Consider the following 16,057-nt stretch of genomic DNA (forward strand, 5'->3'; position numbering starts at 1 on the left):
AATTTTTCGGGCGGCAATGTCCCGTTACGACTGCAACATATTAAGTCTGGGCAGAAATTAACTAGTCAATCATCTATGGCTATATTTCGACTCAATTTCCTGCCATGGCAGATATTTCGATGACGACCCATACGCTCCCTACTTCCCCGTCCGCCGACGCGGCCCGCCGCGACGCGCCGACCGGGCTGATCGTCGCCGCGCTGCTGCTCGTGATGCTGCTGTCCGCGCTCGACCAGACGATCGTGTCGACCGCGCTGCCGACGATCGTCGGCGAACTCGGCGGGCTCGACCAGTTGTCGTGGGTCGTCACCGCGTACCTGCTGTCGTCGACCGTGGTGCTGCCGCTGTACGGCAAGCTCGGCGACCTGTACGGCCGCAAGATCGTGCTGCAGGTCGCGATCGTGCTGTTCCTCGCCGGCTCCGCGCTGTGCGGCGTCGCGCAGGACATGACGCAACTGATCGTGCTGCGCGCGCTGCAGGGGCTCGGCGGCGGCGGCCTGATGGTCGTCACGATGGCCGCGATCGGCGATCTGGTCCCGCCCGATCGCCGGGCGCGCTACCAGGGGATGTTCGGCGGCGTCTACGGCCTCGCGACGATCGTCGGCCCGCTGCTCGGCGGCTTCCTGGTCGAGCATCTTTCATGGCGCTGGATCTTCACGATCAACCTGCCGCTCGGTGTGCTCGCGCTCGCGGTGATCGGCATCGCGTTCCGGCCGCACACCGCGCACGTGAAGCACCGGATCGACTACATGGGCGCCGCGTTCCTCGCGACCGCGCTGACCTGCGTGATCCTGTTCACGAGCGAAGGCGGCTCGCTGCTGCCATGGACGTCGCCGCAGCTGTGGATGACGCTCGTGCTCGGTCTAGTCGCGATCGGCGGCTTCATTTACGAGGAGCGCATCGCGGCCGAGCCGATCATGCCGCTCGACCTGTTCCGGCATCGCACCTTCGTGCTGGTCAGCCTGATCGGCTTCGTGGTCGGCATCGCGCTGTTCGGCTCGGTCACCTTCATCCCGCTCTACCTGCAGGTCGTGAAGGGCTCGACGCCGTCGCAGGCCGGCATGCAGCTGCTGCCGATGATGGGCGGGATGCTCGTGACGTCGATCGTCAGCGGGCGGCTGATCTCGCGGTTCGGCTCGTACCGGCTGTTCCCGATCGGGGGGACGCTGATGGGCGGCGTCGCGATGGCGTTGCTGTCGACGCTGACGCTCGATACGCCGCTGCACACGATGTACGCGTACATGGCGCTGCTCGGGATCGGGCTCGGGATGGTGATGCCCGTGCTGACGCTCGCCGTGCAGAACACGGTCGAATTCCGGCACATGGGTGTGGCGACGTCGGGCGCGACGCTGTTCCGCTCGATCGGCGGCTCGCTCGGCGTCGCCGCATTCGGCGCGCTGTTTTCGCACGGGCTGCAGTCGCGGATGATGCACGCGCTGCCGGCCGGTACCGAACTGCCGCCCGCGCTCGGCCCGGCCGCCGTGCACCAGTTGCCGGATGCCGTGCGCGACGCGTACCTGCACGCGTTCGCCGGTTCGCTGCACGTCGTCTATCTGTCGGCCGCGGCGGTGATCGCGATCGCGTTCGTGCTCGCATGGTTCGTCGAGGATGCGCCGCTGCGCAAGCACCCCTGAGCGCCAGCGGCTCGCGATGCGACCGCCGGGCCGTCGCGCGAGCCGCCGCCCCCGTCGTCACGCCAGCAGCACGACCCCGCCCGTCGTCGCGCGCGACTCCAGCAACCGGTGCGCGTCGGCCGCCTGTTCGAGCGGCAGCCGCGCGCCGATCTCGACGTGCATGCCGCCCGCCAGCCGGTCGAGCGTCGCACGCGCGGCGTCCCGATACGCGCCGGCGTCGCGCGCGATGAAACCGAGCACGCTCGGCCGCGCGAGCGCGATCGAACGGGCCGGGCCCAATTCGTCGAGCTCGAACGTCTGTCGCGCACCGATCGCGGCGACCTGCCCGATGCTCGCGACCATGCCGAACGGACGAATCGCCCCGAGCGTACGGGTCAGCACGTCGCCGCCGATGCCGTCGATCGCGTAGTCGACGCCCGCGCCGCCGCCGAACGTACGCGCAGCCGCGACGAAATCCTCCTCGCGATAATCGACCACCGCTTCCGCGCCGTGCGCGCGCACGAGCGCGGCTTTCGCGGCCGATCCGACCGTACCGATCACCCGCGCGCCGAGCGCACGCGCCCACTGCGTCGCGAGCAGCCCGACGCCGCCGGCCGCCGCATGCACGAGCACCGTGTCGCCGGCGCCGACCTGCCGGACGCGATGCAGCAGCATGTAGACGGTGATGCCCTTCAGCAGTCCCGCGGCGGCGGCTTCGTCGCTCAGCCCGTCGGGAATCGGCAGCACGCGCTCGGCCGGCATCGTGCGCAGGCTCGCATAGCTGCCGGTCGGCAGGCCCGCATACGCGACGCGCTGCCCGGGCGCGAGATCCGTCACGCCCGGCCCGACCGCGTCGATCACGCCGGCCGCCTCGACGCCGAGCGCCGCCGGCAGCGCGGGCAACGCGTGCGCGCCCGTCCTGAAATAGATGTCGACGAAATTCACGCCGATCGCGGTCTGGCGAATCCGCACTTCTCCGGGCCCGGGCGGCGCGACGGGCGCATCGACGCGGCGCAGCACGCCGGCGTCGCCGTAACGATCGATCCCGATCCGGATGGCATGGGCGGTTTGGGTCATGGCGTTCCTCGCTATCGAATGATGTGACACGATCATCTCATCGTGCATAATCGAACGGAATTCACGTTCAACGCCCATCTACTGTGCAAAATTCGACCGATCGAGAGACTGCCGGCGCGCCCATGCTGCCGATGAGCTGGGACGACATTCGCTACTTCCTGGCGGTGATGCGCGGCGGTAGCCTGTCGGCCGCCGCCCGGGCGCTGCAGGTCCAGCATTCGACGGTCGCGCGGCGGATCGATGCGCTGGAGTCGGCGCTCGGGATCCGGCTGTTCGACCGGCTGCCGCGCGGCTGGCCGCCGACCGACGAGGGGCTGTACGTCGCCGAGCACGCCGCGCGCCTCGAAGCCGACGCGCATGCGTTCGCGCGCGCGGCGCAGGGCGCGGCCGCGCTCGACGGCGTGGTGCGCGTATCGGCGTCGCCGGTATTCGCCAGCCATTTCCTCGCGCCGCGCCTGGCCCGCGCGCAGCGCGCATGGCCGGCGTTGCGGATCGACCTGATGGGCGAGATGCATGCGGCGAACCTGTACGCACGCGAAGCCGATCTCGCGGTGCGGCTGTCGCGGCCGAGCGAACCGGGGCTCGCCGCGCGCCGGCTCGGCACGATGCGCTTCGCGCTGTGCGCGACCCGGGAATGGGCGGACGCGCCGCCCGATAGCTGGCCGTTCGTCGGCTACGACGATGCGCTCGCGCAAACGCCGCAGCAGCAATGGCTCGAACGCTTCGCGGCCGGGCGTCGTTTTGCGTTCATCGCCAACGACCTGGCCGCGCAGCATCGCGCGTGCACAGCCGGGGCCGGCGTCGCGCTGCTGCCGCGGTTTCTCGTCGACGATCCGGCCACGCACGCCGGCGCGCCGCTCGTCGAGCTGACGGCCGCGCCGCGCTGCGACATCGAGCGCGAGATTTGGCTCGTCGTCCACCCGGACGTGCGCCGCTCGCCGCGCGTGCAGCGCGTGGCCGACGCGATCGCCGATGCGGTCCACGCGGCGGACGGCCGGCTGTAAGCCGCCGAAACCGCAAACGGCTTTACCAGCCGCGCCAGCAGCCGGCATAGTGGCGTTTTGACTTCGCTCGCCCTGCCGCCATGCCTGCCGCCCCCGCCTGCGTCGTTCGCGACGCCACCGACGCCGACCTCGATGCGATTCACGCGATCTACGCGCACCACGTGCATCACAGCGTCGCGTCGTTCGAGGAAACGCCGCCCGACGTCGCCGAACTGCGCGCACGCCGCGACGCGGTGCTGCGCCACGGGTTGCCGTATCTCGTCGCCGAATGCGACGGCCGCGTGGCCGGCTACGCCTACGCGACGCCGTACCGCACGCGCAGCGCGTATCGCTTCGCGATCGAGGATTCGATCTACATCGACGAGGCGCAGCGTGGGCGCGGCATCGGCCGCGCGCTGCTCGCGGCGCTGATCGAGCACTGCGAACGCGGCCCGTGGCGGCAGATGATCGCGGTGATCGCCGACGGCGGCACCGGCGGCTCGACGTCGCTGCATCGCGCGTTCGGCTTCGAGCCGGCCGGCCTGCTGAAAGCGGTCGGTTTCAAGCACGGCCGCTGGATCGACACGGCGCTGCTGCAGCGCCCGCTCGGCGACGGCGCGAACACGCGCCCCGCCTCGCCCGAGCCTGGCGCGGCGCGCTAGAATGGCCGCATGTCAAAACAGACTCATTCCACGCCCGACGAGGCCACGCCGGATTCCCGCAACGAGTACACGGTCGACGAACTCGCGCGCGTGTCCGATACCACCGTGCGCAACGTCCGCGCCTATCAGGATCGCGGGCTGCTCGCGCCGCCGGAGAAACGCGGACGCGTCGGCATCTACGACGACACGCACGTCGCGCGCCTGAAGCTGATCAACCATCTGCTCGCGCGCGGCTATACGCTGTCGAACATCCAGGACCTGATCAAGGCGATCGACGAAGGCCACGACCTGCGCTCGATCCTCGGCCTCGAAAACGCGATCGGCGGCCGCTGGTCGCACGAGTTGCCGAAAACCTATTCGCTCGCCGCGCTCGCGCAGATGTTCGGCCCGCAGGCGACCACGCAACTGTCGCGCGTGACCGAGCTCGGGCTGCTCGAACGGCGCGGCCTGTCGTTCGTCGCGAAAAGCCCCGCGCTGCTCGAGGCGGCGGCCGCGATGACGAAGGAAGGGATTCCGCCGCGCGAGCTGCTCGACGTGATCAGCCTCGCGCGCCCGCATTTCGACGCGATCGCGCGGCTGCTCGTCGATCTCGTCGTGAAACGGCTCGACCGTTACGACGCCGACACGCTGCCGCCGGCCACCGACGTGCCGGAACTGGTCGACGCGATCTGGCGCCTGCGCCCGCTCGCGGCCGTGTTCGTCGAGGCCGAGACGAACCGCGCGCTCGAAACGGCCGCCAGCGCGTATCTCGGCGGGCGGGTCGCGACGATCCTCGACAAGAAGCTCAGCGACGAAGCGGCGCGGCAGTCGGGTACGACCGATACGCAAGGCGACGGCGACAACGCATAGGGCCAGCCGCCCGCCGTCTTGCGTCGGTTCTTCACGAACGACGCGCGCGCATCCGGTTCGCGGAAGGACCGACGGCCGTTGCCGATGAGAAGCGCCGTTCGCCGGGACCGGCGCATGGCCGGCAGCGCCGTTCGACCGTCATTCCCGCCGGACGGCGCCGCATCGCGCCGCCCACGGTCACCGGCCGCGCCGCGAAACAGTTACAAGTTATCGGTTGACGTGAACCCGCCCGGCGGTTAGTGTATGCGTCGAAGTCCAAGAAGTCCGATTGCTGTTCATCAATTGCTCGCTCGCCCCTCAGCGGTATTCGTTGTCCTCTCCCTCCTTGACGCTTCAAGCGCTCTTTCACAGAGCAAATCCCCGTATATTTTTTTCAAGGAATCTTCATGGATACCGGTATCGTCAAGTGGTTCAACGACAGCAAAGGCTTTGGCTTCATCACGCCGGACAAGGGCGGTGACGACCTGTTCGCTCACTTCTCCGAAATCCGCGCCGACGGCTTCAAGACGCTGGCCGAGAATCAAAAAGTGAGCTTCGAAACGAAGCAAGGCCCGAAGGGTCTGCAAGCGGCCAACATCAAGCCGCTGTAAAGTTTGAAGGGCCCGGCCTCCCACGACGGACACCGGGTCGCAGCGACATCCCCACGGAGCTTCGTCTCCCAAAGTTGGCGCCATCGGCTCGATCTGCATCTGTTCAGTCAGCAGCTTGCCCGGCGTCACACGTCTCGTTGCACTTCATCCCCCCTCCGGCCGCAACGCCTTATTTTTCGCTTTCCGACTGCGTCAGATTCAGCTCGCAATGGCGTTGAATCGGCGTACCCGTGCGTATAACGCGCACGGCACGCGCGCACTCGACCATCATTAAAATTAAAATGGACAACCAACGAATTCAACAGTACAACGGCTATGCCGTCCAACCCTCGGCGCATCGGCTGCCCGACGGGTATTTTTCATCCAACCTGCTGCTCGAACGTACCGACGGCACACACGGCGAAGGCCGCTACCAGTTCTATTCGCTCGATTACTTCGCGAGCGAAGCGCAGGCGCTGGCGCATTCGGCACGCTGGGCACGCAACTGGGTCGATACGCGCGGTTGACGGCAGCGCCCCAGTACCCGCGCCCGCCCGGCATATGAGCCGTCGGCGCGATCGGTTCGAACTTCGCGATCGCCCGTCTCACGTCGTCGTCAAGCTGCACCCGCTCCGCGTGGACATTGGCGACGTACTGCGACATCAGCGCAGACGGCCATCGAGAAAACCGGCGGGCAACTGCCCACCGGCCTTCTGCACGACACGTCCATTCACCGGCTTCACCGCCCCGCCACCTTCTTCTGCCGCCACAGGCACAGCAGATCGCAAGCCACGTGCGCGGCCGCGATCGCCGTGATATCCGCGTGATCGTACGCAGGCGCCACCTCCACCACATCCGCGCCGACCAGATTCACCGCCCCGAGCCCCCGCACGATCGCCAGCGCCTGCGCCGACGACAACCCGCCCGCGACCGGCGTCCCCGTTCCCGGCGCGAAGGCGGGATCGAGACAATCGATATCGAACGTCAGATACGCCGGCCGCTCGCCGACGATCTCGACGATCCGCTCGACCGCCGCCCGCGCACCATGGTCATGCACCCACGCGGCATCGAGCCGCTCGATCCCGAGAAAGTCGTCGTTCCACGTGCGGATCCCGACCTGCACCGACGTCGCGGGATCGATGAGCCCTTCCTTCACCGCCTTGTAGAACATCGTCCCGTGATTGAGGCTGTCCGGATCGTCGTCGGCCCACGTATCGCAGTGCGCGTCGAAATGGATCAGCGACAGCGGCTTGCCGTAGCGCTCCGCGTGCGCGACCAGCAGCGGATACGTGATGTAGTGGTCGCCGCCGAGCGTGAGCATCTTCGCGCCCGAGCGCAGGATCGTGCGCGCATGCTCGACGATCGCGGGCTTGATCGACAGCGGGTTGTGCGCATCGAACCAGCAGTCGCCGTAGTCGACGGCCGCGAGGTCGTCGAACGGATCGAAGCCCCACGGATACGGATGGAGCTCCGCGAGCTGCACGCTCGCCGCACGAATCGCGGCCGGCCCGAGCCGCGCACCGGAACGATAGGTCGTCGCGAGATCGAGCGGCACGCCGGAGATCGCGACGTCGATACCGTCGAGCGTGCGCGAGTAATTGCGGCGCATGAACGACAGCACGCCCGCATAGGTGTTTTCGATCGAGGAGCCGTACGGCGTCGTGCGACGGATCGCGCCGTCGCCGTGAAGAAGTTCGGTCATGGTCGGGTTCGGGTTCGTGGTGGCCGGGGCGCCCCGCTTCGAGCGAGCGCTCGGGCCGGGCACGGCGTGGATACGTCGGGCCTGCACCGGCTCGCGCATCCGGTCGCGAGGCGAGGCGGGACATCGACAGCGACAACGGCAATACCGCGGCGATCATAGCAAGCCGATTCGCAGCCGTTGCCCCGGTTCAGCCGGGGCAACGCGCGGAAAAATCCGCTGGCGGCGTCGCGGCGCGTCGCCGTCGTTTCCTAGAAGGATTCGCCGGTTTTCGCGCCCCCGTTCTTCCGGATAATGGCCGGCAGCCGCGCCATCGACCGCGCGCCGTCCACCGCGGACGACAACGAACCGGAGACACCCGCCTTGATCGCCACGCTTCCCGCCGCCTACCGCCGGCTCCGGCCGCTCGCCATCGCCGCGGCGCTGCTGTACGGGCTGTCGCTCGCCGCCGCGCCCTATCCGGGCCAGGCCGCCGCAAAAGCCGCGATGGGCATCCTGCTGCTCGCGGCGGGCAGCACCTGCGGCGCGGCGCGCGAACGCACGTGGCTGTGCGCGGCGCTCGCGAGCGCCGTGCTCGGCGACGTGCTGCTCGCGCTGCCCGACTGGCCGCTGTCGTTCGTCCTCGGCCTCGGCGCGTTCCTGCTCACGCATCTGTGTTATTGCGCGATCTTCTTCCGGTGGCGCGCGCGGCCGCACGGCTGGCGCATCGTTGCGCTCGTCGGGCTGTGGATCGCCGCGCCGGCGTTTTACGTGGCGTTCTTCCCGCATCTCGGCGAGTTGCAGGCGCCGGTCGCCGTCTACATGCTCGTGCTGTGCGCGATGGCGAGCTTCGCGCTCGCCGCCCGCACGCATGGCCCGCTGGTCGCGCTCGGCAGCCTGGTCTTCGTCGGCTCCGACACGCTGATCGGCGTCGGCCGGTTCCTCGGCGGTTTTCCGGGTATCGACTATTTCATCTGGGGCCTCTATGCGCTCGCGCAGGTCACGATCGTGGCCGGGGTTTTCCATGAGACGGCCAACCGGTCGATCCGTCCCTGATACCGTTTCAAACAGGTCGCCGCACGCCGGCGGCCCCGCTTCTTCCGTGTCTCGCCCTGTCGACGGCCTTTTCCGCTCATTCCGCATCGCGGAAAGCGACCCGTTCCAAACCCCGCTCGGCCTTTTCCCGCCTGGCTTTCCGCCCTTAGAGCGCCGCTTCTAGCCTCTTGCGGTTTCTGGGTTCACGCACTATCGTTACATCAACCAATGTAACATTAAAAAATGAGCCAAATCGGAGACACCCGGATGAATGCTCGCACGTTGCCTTTCGGTCCAGCCGGCCATGACGGCCTGGACGAAACCATCGACATCGCCATCATCGGCACCGGCTTTGCCGGCCTCGGGATGGCGATCCGCCTGAAACAAACGGGCGTGACCGACTTCGTCGTCCTCGAGAAAGCTGCGTCGGTCGGCGGCACATGGCGCGACAATCATTACCCCGGGTGTGCATGCGACGTGCAATCGCACGTCTATTCGTTCTCGTTCGCGCCGAACCCGCGCTGGACGCGCATGTTCGCGCCGCAGCCGGAGATCCGCGCGTATCTGGAAGACTGCGTGCAGCGCTTCGGCGTCGGCCCGCACCTGCGGATGAATCACGAACTGCAGCGCGCCGAATACGACGAAGCCGCGCAACGCTGGCGCCTCACGTTCGCGAACGGCAAGCGGCTGTCCGCGCGCGTGCTGGTGTCGGGGATGGGCGGGCTGTCGCGCGCCGCGCTGCCGGCGATACCCGGCGTCGAAACCTTCCAGGGCCGCGCCTTCCATTCGCAGCAGTGGGATCACGATTACGCGCTCGAAGGCAAACGCGTCGCGGTGATCGGCACCGGTGCGAGCGCGATCCAGTTCGTGCCGCAGATCGCGCCGCGCGTGAAGACGCTCGCGCTGTTCCAGCGCACGCCGCCGTGGATCATGCCGAAGCCCGACCGCAACCTGACCGGCTTCGAGAAATGGCTGTTCCGCACACTGCCGTTCACGCAGAAGGTCGTGCGCAGCGGCATCTACTGGATGCTCGAATCGCGCGTGCTCGGCTTCGCGATCCATTCGTCGCTGATGAAGAACGTGCAGAAGCTGGCGCTGCGCCACATCCGCAAGCAGATCCCCGATCCGGAGCTGCGCAAGACGGTCACGCCGAACTACACGCTCGGCTGCAAGCGCGTGCTGATCTCGAACGACTACTACCCGGCGCTGTCTCGCAAGAACGTCGACGTGATCACGACCGGCATCGATCGCATCGAAGCCGACGCGGTCGTGACGACCGACGGCAAGCGTCATGAAGTCGACTGCCTGATCTACGGTACCGGCTTCCAGGTGGCCGACCCGTATCCGCGCGGGGCGATCATCGGCCGCGGCGGCCTCGACATCGTCGACGCGTGGCGCGACGGCGCGCATGCGTATCTCGGCACGACGCTGCCGGGCTATCCGAACTTCTTCATGATCGTCGGCCCGAACACGGGCCTCGGTCACAACTCGATGGTGTTCATGATCGAGTCGCAGATCGAGTACATCCTCGGCGCGCTGCAGGCGATGCACCGCGAACGCGCCGATGCGATCGAGGTGCGCCCGCTCGTCGAGGCGCAGTTCAACAACGACCTGCAGGGCAAGCTGAAAAAGGCGATCTGGTCGACGGGCGGCTGCAAGAGCTGGTACCTCGACCCGCGCACCGGCAAGAACACGACACTGTGGCCGGGCTTCACGTGGCGCTTCAGGCAGGCAACCGCGCACTTCTCGATCGCCGATTACCACGCGTATCGCGCGCCGCAGCACGACACGACCGCGCGGCCCGTCGCCGCGCCCGCCGCTTCCGCTTCCACGTCCGCCGAAGCGGCCTGAGCCAGACAAGGAGCCACCGACATGAAAGATTTCGCCAACAAGGTCGCCGCGGTCACGGGCGCCGGCTCGGGCATGGGCCGCGCGCTCGCGATCCAGCTCGCGCAGGCCGGCTGCCACGTGTCGCTCGCCGACAAGAACGGCGTCGGCCTCGCCGAAACCGAACGGATCGTCCGCGCGATCGCGCCGAACGTGCGCGTGTCGACGCGCGTGCTCGACGTCGGCGATCGCGACGCGATGTTCGCGTGGGCCGACGACACCGCGAAGGAGCACGGCAAGGTCAACCTGATCTTCAACAATGCGGGCGTCGCGCTGTCGAGCACGATCGAGGGCATGGAATACGGCGATCTCGAGTGGATCGTGAACATCAACTTCTGGGGCGTCGTGCACGGCACGAAGGCGTTCCTGCCGCACCTGAAGGCATCGGGCGACGGCCACGTGATCAACACGTCGAGCATCTTCGGGATCTTCGCGCAGCCTGGCATGAGCGGCTACAACGCGACCAAGTTCGCGGTGCGCGGCTTCACCGAATCGCTGCGCCAGGAACTCGACATGATGAAGTGCGGCGTGTCGGCCACCTGCGTGCATCCGGGCGGCATCCGCACGAACATCGCGCAATCGAGCCGCGTCGCGAAGAACATGGTCGGCTTCATCGTCGAGAGCGAACAGCAAGGCAAGGACAGCTTCGAGAAGTTCTTCATCACGACCGCCGACGACGCCGCGCGCACGATCCTCGCCGGCGTGCGCAAGAACAAGCGCCGCGTGCTGATCGGCCGCGACGCGAAGGGCGCCGACTGGATGGCGCGCATCCTGCCGGCCGCCTACCAGGCGCTCGTCGTGCTCGCGACGCGCCGCGAGGCCGCGAAGGCCCGCCGCCATGCCGCACGAGGCACGTCGGCGCCGGTGCACGCCACCTACAACAATGCAGGCAACCAGGGAGAACAATCATGACGACACCGAACATGATGCCCGTGCGGCGCGACATCCGTTTCGCGCTGCCGCCCGAACGCGCGAAGGACTGGCATGTGCAAGGCGTGCCGGTCACGCATTTCATGAACGCGCTGTCGCTGCTGTTCCCGGCCGGCGAACGCTTCTTCATGGATTCGGTGCGCCACTACCGCGACCGGATCGAGGACCCCGAGCTGAAGAAGCAGGTGCTCGGCTTCATCGGGCAGGAAGCGATGCACACGCGCGAACACATCGAGTACAACGACCTGCTGCAAGCGTCCGGCCTGCCCGCGCACAAGCTCGACAAGCGCCTGTGGACGATCCTCGGCTGGTTCAAGAAGGTGCTGCCGCACTCGATGCAGCTGGCGATCACGATCGCGCTCGAGCACTACACGGCGATCCTCGCGAACCAGTTGCTGTCGGGCCACGAGCACCGGATCGACGGCTCCGTCGAAGGCTACCAGCAGATGTGGATGTGGCACGCGATGGAGGAAACCGAGCACAAGGCGGTGTCCTACGACGTGTGGCGCACCGTGATGAAGCCGGGCCTCGGCAGCTATCTGCTGCGCACCGGCACGATGCTGACGACGACCGTGTTCTTCTGGGCCATCGTGTTCGACTTCCACGTGCGGCTGATGCTCGCCCACCGCCGCGAACACGGCAAGTTCGGCGGCATGTGGCGCCTCGTGAAGTATCTGTACAGCCCGAAGAACGGTGTGTTCCCGAGCATCGCGCGCGAATGGCTCGACTATTTCCGCCCAGGCTTCCACCCGTGGGATCACGACAACCATCAGTACTTGCAGGAGCTCGACACGCTGCTCGAGAACATCGACGCGACCAACGCGCGCTATGCGGCGCAGGCCGCCCCGCGCCGCGTGCCGCTGCATTCGGTGGCGCAGGCATGACGCCATGGCGCGCGCTCACGAGATGCTGACGGTCCGGTCCGGCGACGTGAAACTCGCCGTCTACGTAAGCGGCTCGCGTCGCGCGCCGCCGCTGATCCTCGTGCATGGCTATCCCGACTCGGCGGCCGTGTGGGCGCCGATCCGCGCGCGGCTCGCGAAACGCTACCGCGTGATCGCATACGACGTGCGCGGCGCCGGTGCATCGGATGCGCCGCGCCGCCGTGCCGACTACACGCTCGAACGGCTCGCCGGCGACCTGAAGGCAGTGGCCGATGCGACCTGCGGCGGCCGGCCGTTCCACCTGGTCGGCCACGACTGGGGCTCGATCCAGTGCTGGGAAGCCGTGACCGATCCCGCGTTCCGCGGCCGCATCGCGTCGTACACGTCGATCTCGGGCCCGTGCCTCGATCACGTGTTCCGCGCGAAGATGCGCGTCAAGCAGAGCCTGAAGTCGTGGTACATCGCGTTCTTCCACCTGCCGCTCGTACCGTCGCTGGTGTGGCGGCTCGGCGGTGCGGCGCTGTGGCCGCGCTGGCTCCAGCTCACCGAACGCGTGCGCGCCGAGCGCGATCCCGTGCAACTGAAGAACGCGCTGAACGGGATGCAGATGTACCGCGCGAATTTTCTCGCGCGAGCCCGCAGGCCGCGGGAGCGGTACGCGCAGGCGCCGGTGCAGATCCTGGTTCCGACGCGCGATCGCTACGTGACGCCCGAGATGTCGGTCGATCTCGATCGCTGGCTGGGCGATCACGTGCGCGAGGAAATCGACGGCACGCACTGGATCGTGCTGCGTCACCCGGACATGATCGCATCGCGGATCGACCGCTTCGCGTCCGCGCAGGAGCGGCCGGCGGCGACGAACGCCGCGGTTCAGCGCGCCGTCGGCGGTGCCGGCAGGCGTCTGAACAGCGTCTCGTAATCGACGACGAGCCCGTCGTCGTCGATGTCCATCTCCGCGGTGAAATTCCGGAAGATCCCTTCGTAGCGATAGCGGCGGCCCGGCTCGATGCACGCATAAGCCTGCTTGACCGGCTTGACGGTCAGGTCCGGCGTCGAGATGTACGCGACGTCGATCGGCCGCCGCTCGCCACGCGCGAGCCCGAGGCGGCCGATCGGCAGCGAATTCGTGAACGGCGTCGCCGCGATGTCGATGTCGATGCAACCCTCCAGTTCCGGCAGTGCGCGGCCTGAACCGTCGCGCCAATGCCCGGCGCCGTCGCCGTGCAATTCGAGCGTGCCGCCGCCCATCACCTTGAGCACCGCGTAAGTCACGCGCCATTGCGCATCGCACTCGACGCGATACGCAAGCCCATACGCGCGACCGTACCGCTGGCCGACCACCGCGCTTTCGACGACGATCGCGCCGCCGCGCCGGTCGAACGTCAGATGTTCGACCCCGTCGCCTTCGAGCGACGCCCATCGCACTTCACGCATCGTTCCGCCTCCCGGTTTCCCCATTGCGGGGCATCGTCGCGCAAATCCCGGCAATCGGGAATGCTACCGTCAAAGAGTCCAGCGTGCGTCATTTGCGTTCGACGTCTACGTCCGGCCCCTCAAACGCTGACCGGATAGCTTCCACGACTCGCGCCGCTCCGTGCTCATCCTCGAACTGACAATTCCACGATCCCACACGAAAACATTAACGCGCTAGCTCACGCGAAAACGACAACAATGGCGCGAATATGTTAACAAACCGTATAAAGCTCGCTAAAACGCTAACAAACATCCAAATACACACCTGTCACGCCCCATTTCGGGGCACCGACCACAAATCCCGACTATCCAGAATTCCCTATTCCGGTGCATGAGATTGTGTCCTATGCTCGCGGCTCATCCTGTTCCGCCGCCATCATGCCTACCGCCCGCCCTGCCTCGCCGCCGATCGACCTGCGCATGCTGCTGCGCGGCATCGGGCAGGTCGTGCTGCAGGCGAACGCGCTGACCGGCACGCTGCTGCTCACCGCGCTCGCGCTGACCGACCTGCGGCTCGCGTGCGCGGCGCTGGTCGGCTCGGCCGCCGCCAGCATGACGGCCGTGTTGACGGGCGCCGAGCGCCGCGACGTCGAACAGGGACTACATGGCTTCAACGGCGCGCTGGCCGCGCTGATCGCCGTGCTGTTCGCGCCCCATCCACTCGCCGCCGTCGCGCTGGTGCCGCTGGCGGCGATCGGCGCGGCGCTCTTGCAACGCGCGATGCGGGTGTCGCTCGCCCGCTGGCGCCAGTGCCCGTATTCGAGCCCGTGCCTGGCCGTCACCGCGCTGTGGTTCCCGTTCATCGCGTTGCAGCATGCGGACGGCGCGACCGCCAGCCCGACGCTGACGCCGGCTTCCATCACCGACGCGCTGCTGTCGGCTGTCGCCCAGACCACCTTCGCGCACGGCGCATGGGCCGGCGTGCTGGTCGTGGCCGGCCTCGCCGTCGCATCCCGCCGCGCGACCGCGTTCGCGGTCGGCGGCGCGGCCGTGTCGACCGTGCTGCTGGTCGCGCTCGGCGCAAGCGGCGCATCGTTCGCCGGCGGCCTGCTCGGCTTCAACGGCGCGCTCGCCGCGCTCGCGCTGATGCCGCGCGGGCCGCGTGCGGCGCTCGCGGCCGCCGCACTCGCCGCGCTCATTCAATGGCTCGCGATGCGCGCGGGCATCCCCGTGTTCACGGCCCCGTTCGCGCTCGCGTCGTGGGCGACCGTGGCCGTCGCGCGCCGCCTCACCCTCGGAGAACCCGATGTCGTTCGCACACCGTCCTGATGCCGTGAAGCCCGGCGGCCCGATCTCGGACGCCGAGCGCCGGCTGCGCGTCGACCTCGCCGCCGCGTACCGGCTCGTCGCGCTGAACGGTTGGGACGACCTGATCTACACGCATCTGTCCGCGACCGTACCCGGCGAGCCCGGCCACTTCCTGATCAACCCATTCGGCCTCACGTTCGACGAGGTTTGCGCATCGAACCTCGTGAAGATCGACCTGGCCGGCCAGCGGATCGGCGGCGGCGAGCACGCCGTCAACGTGACCGGTTTCGCGCTGCATGCGGCCGTGCACGCCGCGCGCGCCGACGCCGTCTGCGTGATGCATCTGCACAATACGGCCGGCATCGCCGTGTCGATCCAGCGCGACGGGCTGCTGCCGGCGTCGCAGCATGCGTTGCGTTTTCATGGCGATCTCGCGTACCACGACTACGAAGCACTCGCGTTCTCGCCGGCCGAAGGCATGCGGCTGACCGCGAGCCTCGGCGCGAAATCCGCGATGCTGCTGCGCAATCACGGCACGCTGACGGTCGGCCGCACCGTCGCCGAAGCCTATGTGCTGATGGATACGCTGATCAAGGCGTGCGACATCCAGGTGCGCGCGCAGGCCGGCGGCGGGCCGCTCGTGCTGCCGGAGCCGGACGTCGCCGAGCGCACCGCCGAACAACTGCGCGACGGCGGCGCGATCGAAGGCGAACTGGAATGGCCGGCGCTGCTGCGCCGGCTCGACCGGATCGATCCGTCGTATCGCGACTGACGTTGCCTGCGCACCCGACCGAATCGTTCATCGTCAATCGTTCAATCCCAACGGAGCATCTGTCATGCCGACTTTCAATATCCAGCTGTTCGAAGGCCGCACCGTCGAGCAAAAGCGCGCATTCGTCGAAGCGATCACGCGCGTCACGTGCGAGACGCTCGGCTGCACGCCGGGCTCGGTCGATATCATCCTGACCGACGTGAAGAAGGAGAACTGGGCGACGGCCGGGAAGCTGTGGAGCGACGAGGGCTGAGCGCCGAGGGCAGCGTCGCTTCGGCGCCGCACGCCCTGCGCTGAACGTTGCACCGCGGGATGCCCGCGACGACCACTGCATGCGGGCGCCTCACGCCCGCCGCCATTGTGCACCCGCACATCGCTTTGTCACGCAATCGGCGCA

At 67.9% G+C, this 16,057-nt stretch carries 17 protein-coding genes; 14 read left to right on the forward strand and 3 right to left on the reverse strand.

Features of this window, described 5'->3' with window-relative positions:
• The first annotated feature begins 119 nt into the window (after window positions 1-119).
• Complete coding sequence (locus WS54_RS08060; protein WP_059783093.1) at window positions 120-1,634, forward strand: MDR family MFS transporter; 1,515 nt, start codon at window positions 120-122, stop codon at window positions 1,632-1,634.
• Between the two features lie 57 nt (window positions 1,635-1,691).
• Here the strand turns inward: WS54_RS08060 and WS54_RS08065 are convergent, their stop codons facing one another.
• Window positions 1,692-2,690: a quinone oxidoreductase family protein gene (locus tag WS54_RS08065; protein ID WP_059783092.1), complete on the reverse strand. Its 999-nt coding sequence runs from the start codon at window positions 2,688-2,690 to the stop codon at window positions 1,692-1,694.
• 131 nt (window positions 2,691-2,821) lie between these two features.
• Between WS54_RS08065 and WS54_RS08070 the strand changes: the two genes are divergently transcribed.
• From WS54_RS08070 to WS54_RS08090, 5 genes are all read left to right on the forward strand, one after another.
• Window positions 2,822-3,694: a LysR family transcriptional regulator gene (locus WS54_RS08070; RefSeq protein WP_059784960.1), complete on the forward strand. Its 873-nt coding sequence runs from the start codon at window positions 2,822-2,824 to the stop codon at window positions 3,692-3,694.
• An 80-nt stretch (window positions 3,695-3,774) separates the two neighbouring features.
• Window positions 3,775-4,335 (forward strand): GNAT family N-acetyltransferase, encoded by a 561-nt coding sequence (locus WS54_RS08075; protein WP_059783090.1) that lies wholly within the window; start codon window positions 3,775-3,777, stop codon window positions 4,333-4,335.
• 9 nt (window positions 4,336-4,344) lie between these two features.
• Window positions 4,345-5,184, forward strand: a complete 840-nt coding sequence (locus tag WS54_RS08080) for a MerR family transcriptional regulator (protein WP_034204613.1) — start codon at window positions 4,345-4,347, stop codon at window positions 5,182-5,184.
• A 386-nt stretch (window positions 5,185-5,570) separates the two neighbouring features.
• Window positions 5,571-5,774 (forward strand): cold-shock protein, encoded by a 204-nt coding sequence (locus WS54_RS08085; protein WP_011549079.1) that lies wholly within the window; start codon window positions 5,571-5,573, stop codon window positions 5,772-5,774.
• A gap of 281 nt (window positions 5,775-6,055) precedes the next feature.
• Entirely contained in the window at window positions 6,056-6,280 is a 225-nt protein-coding gene (locus WS54_RS08090; protein ID WP_034204612.1) for a hypothetical protein, read from the forward strand.
• A gap of 212 nt (window positions 6,281-6,492) precedes the next feature.
• On the opposite strand, the gene speB is transcribed toward WS54_RS08090, so the two are convergent.
• The gene (gene speB, locus WS54_RS08095) at window positions 6,493-7,455 is read right to left on the reverse strand and encodes an agmatinase (RefSeq protein WP_034204611.1); all 963 of its coding nucleotides are present in this window, start codon (window positions 7,453-7,455) and stop codon (window positions 6,493-6,495) included.
• 360 nt (window positions 7,456-7,815) lie between these two features.
• Here speB and WS54_RS08100 point away from each other — a divergent pair, with 360 nt between their 5' ends.
• The 5 genes from WS54_RS08100 to WS54_RS08120 all read left to right on the forward strand — a co-directional run bounded on the left by WS54_RS08100 (window position 7,816) and on the right by WS54_RS08120 (window position 13,086).
• Complete coding sequence (locus WS54_RS08100; RefSeq protein ID WP_034206159.1) at window positions 7,816-8,487, forward strand: lysoplasmalogenase; 672 nt, start codon at window positions 7,816-7,818, stop codon at window positions 8,485-8,487.
• 246 nt (window positions 8,488-8,733) lie between these two features.
• Window positions 8,734-10,317, forward strand: coding sequence for a flavin-containing monooxygenase (locus WS54_RS08105; RefSeq protein WP_059783089.1), 1,584 nt, complete (start codon window positions 8,734-8,736; stop codon window positions 10,315-10,317).
• 21 nt (window positions 10,318-10,338) lie between these two features.
• The gene (locus WS54_RS08110; protein ID WP_059783087.1) at window positions 10,339-11,265 is read left to right on the forward strand and encodes an SDR family NAD(P)-dependent oxidoreductase; all 927 of its coding nucleotides are present in this window, start codon (window positions 10,339-10,341) and stop codon (window positions 11,263-11,265) included.
• A complete protein-coding gene (locus WS54_RS08115; RefSeq protein ID WP_059783085.1) occupies window positions 11,262-12,167 on the forward strand; it encodes a metal-dependent hydrolase in 906 nt (301 codons plus the stop codon). Before WS54_RS08110 ends, WS54_RS08115 begins: the two co-directional genes overlap by 4 nt.
• 4 nt (window positions 12,168-12,171) lie before the next feature.
• Entirely contained in the window at window positions 12,172-13,086 is a 915-nt protein-coding gene (locus WS54_RS08120) for an alpha/beta fold hydrolase (protein WP_059783084.1), read from the forward strand.
• Here WS54_RS08120 and WS54_RS08125 read toward each other — a convergent pair.
• A complete protein-coding gene (locus WS54_RS08125; protein ID WP_034204607.1) occupies window positions 13,038-13,601 on the reverse strand; it encodes a putative glycolipid-binding domain-containing protein in 564 nt (187 codons plus the stop codon). The two genes, WS54_RS08120 and WS54_RS08125, sit on opposite strands and share 49 nt — an antisense overlap.
• A gap of 417 nt (window positions 13,602-14,018) precedes the next feature.
• On the opposite strand from WS54_RS08125, the gene WS54_RS08130 reads away from it, so the two are divergent.
• From WS54_RS08130 to WS54_RS08140, 3 genes are all read left to right on the forward strand, one after another.
• Window positions 14,019-14,909 (forward strand): urea transporter, encoded by an 891-nt coding sequence (locus WS54_RS08130; protein WP_059783082.1) that lies wholly within the window; start codon window positions 14,019-14,021, stop codon window positions 14,907-14,909.
• A complete protein-coding gene (locus WS54_RS08135) occupies window positions 14,887-15,660 on the forward strand; it encodes a class II aldolase/adducin family protein (protein ID WP_059783080.1) in 774 nt (257 codons plus the stop codon). The genes WS54_RS08130 and WS54_RS08135 overlap by 23 nt, the downstream gene beginning before the upstream one ends.
• A gap of 64 nt (window positions 15,661-15,724) precedes the next feature.
• Window positions 15,725-15,913 carry a 4-oxalocrotonate tautomerase gene (locus tag WS54_RS08140; protein WP_059783078.1) on the forward strand — a complete coding sequence of 63 codons (189 nt, stop codon included), beginning with the start codon at window positions 15,725-15,727 and terminating at the stop codon, window positions 15,911-15,913.
• The last annotated feature ends 144 nt before the right edge of the window (window positions 15,914-16,057 follow it).

The organism is Burkholderia sp. NRF60-BP8 (assembly GCF_001522585.2).
Classification (GTDB): Bacteria; Pseudomonadota; Gammaproteobacteria; order Burkholderiales; family Burkholderiaceae; genus Burkholderia.

Excerpts from the sequence above, each read along its gene's own strand:
- WS54_RS08060 (WP_059783093.1), top strand. The coding sequence starts at position 120 with ATGACGACCCATACGCTCCCTACTTCCCCGTCCGCCGACGCGGCCCGC.
- WS54_RS08065 (WP_059783092.1), bottom strand. The coding sequence starts at position 2,690 with ATGACCCAAACCGCCCATGCCATCCGGATCGGGATCGATCGTTACGGC.
- WS54_RS08070 (WP_059784960.1), top strand. The coding sequence starts at position 2,822 with ATGAGCTGGGACGACATTCGCTACTTCCTGGCGGTGATGCGCGGCGGT.
- WS54_RS08075 (WP_059783090.1), top strand. The coding sequence starts at position 3,775 with ATGCCTGCCGCCCCCGCCTGCGTCGTTCGCGACGCCACCGACGCCGAC.
- WS54_RS08080 (WP_034204613.1), top strand. The coding sequence starts at position 4,345 with ATGTCAAAACAGACTCATTCCACGCCCGACGAGGCCACGCCGGATTCC.
- WS54_RS08085 (WP_011549079.1), top strand. The coding sequence starts at position 5,571 with ATGGATACCGGTATCGTCAAGTGGTTCAACGACAGCAAAGGCTTTGGC.
- WS54_RS08090 (WP_034204612.1), top strand. The coding sequence starts at position 6,056 with ATGGACAACCAACGAATTCAACAGTACAACGGCTATGCCGTCCAACCC.
- speB (WP_034204611.1), bottom strand. The coding sequence starts at position 7,455 with ATGACCGAACTTCTTCACGGCGACGGCGCGATCCGTCGCACGACGCCG.
- WS54_RS08105 (WP_059783089.1), top strand. The coding sequence starts at position 8,734 with ATGAATGCTCGCACGTTGCCTTTCGGTCCAGCCGGCCATGACGGCCTG.
- WS54_RS08110 (WP_059783087.1), top strand. The coding sequence starts at position 10,339 with ATGAAAGATTTCGCCAACAAGGTCGCCGCGGTCACGGGCGCCGGCTCG.
- WS54_RS08115 (WP_059783085.1), top strand. The coding sequence starts at position 11,262 with ATGACGACACCGAACATGATGCCCGTGCGGCGCGACATCCGTTTCGCG.
- WS54_RS08120 (WP_059783084.1), top strand. The coding sequence starts at position 12,172 with ATGGCGCGCGCTCACGAGATGCTGACGGTCCGGTCCGGCGACGTGAAA.
- WS54_RS08125 (WP_034204607.1), bottom strand. The coding sequence starts at position 13,601 with ATGCGTGAAGTGCGATGGGCGTCGCTCGAAGGCGACGGGGTCGAACAT.
- WS54_RS08130 (WP_059783082.1), top strand. The coding sequence starts at position 14,019 with ATGCCTACCGCCCGCCCTGCCTCGCCGCCGATCGACCTGCGCATGCTG.
- WS54_RS08135 (WP_059783080.1), top strand. The coding sequence starts at position 14,887 with ATGTCGTTCGCACACCGTCCTGATGCCGTGAAGCCCGGCGGCCCGATC.
- WS54_RS08140 (WP_059783078.1), top strand. The coding sequence starts at position 15,725 with ATGCCGACTTTCAATATCCAGCTGTTCGAAGGCCGCACCGTCGAGCAA.